The sequence below is a fragment of the Thermovirga sp. genome, assembly GCA_012523215.1.
Taxonomy (GTDB): Bacteria; Synergistota; Synergistia; order Synergistales; family Thermovirgaceae; genus 58-81.
On the sequence record JAAYIZ010000163.1, the window covers coordinates 1 to 2,457 of the forward strand.

Consider the following 2,457-nt stretch of genomic DNA (forward strand, 5'->3'; position numbering starts at 1 on the left):
ACCCCCCTCGTGCGTTCCCGCTCCGGCGGCCCCCTTTACAAACTTGAATACCTGTTCCCCACGGGTTCCTTCAAGGACAGGGGTTCGGTCCTGGTTATGACCGAGGCGAAAAACCTGGGCCATGGGACGGTCGTCCAGGATTCCTCGGGGAATGCCGGGGCGTCCATCGCGGCCTATGCAGCCCGGTGCGGCATCAGCGCGACGGTGATAGTGCCCAGGGACACCGCCGAGGCCAAGAAGAAGCAGATAGAGATCTTCGGGGCGACCCTAGAGGTCGTCGATGGTGACCGCATGGCAGCGGCCTCGATGGCGCTCTCCCTGTCGGAGACCGCCTATTACGCAAGCCATGTCTGGAACCCCTTGTTCCTGGAAGGCACGAAGACGGTGGCCTTCGAAATATGGGAGCAACTCGGTTTCAGGGCGCCCGATGTCATGGTGGTACCTGCCGGCAACGGGACGATGCTCCTCGGCGTCTTCAAGGGCTTCAAGGAATTGCTCCAGCGGGCCCGGATAAGGCGCCTGCCGAGGATCTACGCCGTTCAGAGCTCCCGCTGCTCCCCCCTTTATGCCGAATGGAACGAAACGGGTGAAAAGACCTTCAGGGGCACCGTAGCCGAGGGAATCGCCATAACGGCCCCCCCTCGCATGAAGGAGATGGTCGACGCCCTTCGCGTGAGCAGGGGCGACGTCGTCGTCGTGGACGACGAGAACATACTAGCCGAGGAGGAGCGCCTTGCTCTCGAGGAAGGGTTCCTGGTGGAACCGACGGCCGCCGCGGCCTCCGCCGCCGAGAGATTTCTCAGAACCAGGGGCGTGATAACTTCGGAGGAGACCGTCGTGGTCCCCCTGACGGGGAGTGGGCTGAAGAAGGCTCCCGTAAAGCGTCCGAAAAAGCAGGCAACCCCCGACGAGGAACGCCCGCTTTTCGACACTGGGGGGAGAAGGATCGGGGAACGGCCCCATTACGTGGACCGAAACAGGGAAGTACCCGGAAAGAGGCAATAAATCAAATGGTCAAGGTCAGAGAGATCGATGTATCCCTCGTCTCTGAGGTCGTCAAGGGACTTTTCCTGAAGGCCGGCGTATCCATAGGGCAGGATGTCTACAACGCCTTGGTCCATGCCAGGGATAAACGGGAGGAATCTCCTCTGGGGAGGTCCGTGCTGGACCAGATCCTGCGCAACCACGACCTGGCGAGGGCCGGTCATATGCCCCTCTGCCAGGACAGCGGCATGGCTGTCGTCTTTGCCGACGTCGGCCAGGGAGTGCTCCTGGTAGGGGGCGACTTCGCCGAGGCCGTTGATTCGGGCGTGGAGGAAGCCTACCGCGAAGGATACTTCCGGAAGTCCATCGTGGTGGACCCGCTTTTCGATCGGCGAAACACCGGTACTAACACCCCGGCGGTGCTTCACACGAGGGTCGTCCCCGGCGACAGGGTGAGGCTTTTGGCGACTCCCAAGGGTTTCGGCAGCGAGAACATGAGCGCTCTCCGGGTACTCACGCCCGGGCAGGGACCCCGGGAGGTCCTTGAATTCGTCAGGGATACCGTCGAGGCCGCCGGCCCCAACCCCAGTCCCCCCACCCTGGTTGGCGTCGGCATAGGCGGGACGGTGGAGGTTGCCGCCCTCATGGCCAAGAGAGCCACCCTCTACCCCGTGGGACGGCGGAACCCCGACGGCAGGTACGCCGAACTGGAACTGAGGACCCTGGAAGCCGTGAACGCCCTTGGGATAGGGCCGGCAGGGCTGGGGGGAAGTGTCACCTGCCTGGACATCCACATGGAATCCGCACCCGGCCATATCGCGGGAACGCCCGTGGTGGTCAACATCTGCTGCCATGCGGCCCGGCACGCTGAAGTCACGATATAGGGAGGGATCGGCGGATGAGGCACGCGTCAAGGTTGGTCGCTCCTCTCGAAGACGAAGCGGTAATGCCCCTCCGTTCCGGAGATAAGGTCCTCATCAGCGGGGTCGTTTACACGGCCCGAGACGCGGCCCATAAGCGGATGGTCGAATGCGTCCGGGAAAACAGGCCCCTCCCCTTCGACATCGGGAGACAGGTCATCTACTACGTGGGGCCATCGCCGACGCCCCCCGGAAGAGTCTGCGGCTCCGCGGGACCAACCACCAGCGGCCGGATGGACCCTTACACGCCGCTCCTTCTCGACCTCGGGCTCAAGGGAATGATAGGCAAGGGAAGGCGATCCCCGGGAGTCATTGAATCCATGATAAAAAACAGGGCGGTCTACTTCGGGGCTGTCGGGGGCGCGGCCGTCCTCATCTCGGACTGCATCACCAGGTTGGAGGCCGTGGCGTGGCCTGAACTTGGGCCCGAGGCCGTCTTCAGGTTGAGGGTCGAGGACCTTCCCACGGTGGTACTTATCGACGCCTTCGGGAACGATCTCTACAGGGATGGTCCCGCCCGGTACCGTGGCGGCGGACTGCCCCCGGTGGAAGA

The 2,457-nt window shown here is 63.4% G+C and carries 3 protein-coding genes; all 3 read left to right on the top strand.

The window, feature by feature from the left end:
* On the top strand, window positions 1-1,005 hold a 1,005-nt coding region (locus GX108_04360; protein ID NLO56270.1), incomplete at its 5' end, for a pyridoxal-phosphate dependent enzyme.
* A 5-nt stretch (window positions 1,006-1,010) separates the two neighbouring features.
* Window positions 1,011-1,868: a fumarate hydratase gene (locus tag GX108_04365; GenBank protein ID NLO56271.1), complete on the top strand. Its 858-nt coding sequence runs from the start codon at window positions 1,011-1,013 to the stop codon at window positions 1,866-1,868.
* Window positions 1,869-1,882: 14 nt separating this feature from the next.
* A partial coding sequence (locus GX108_04370; protein ID NLO56272.1) for a Fe-S-containing hydro-lyase occupies window positions 1,883-2,457 on the top strand: 575 nt, incomplete at its 3' end.

What these genes read in the sequence shown, in the direction of transcription:
- GX108_04365 (NLO56271.1), top strand. Translation starts at nt 1,011, where the DNA reads ATGGTCAAGGTCAGAGAGATCGATGTATCCCTCGTCTCTGAGGTCGTC.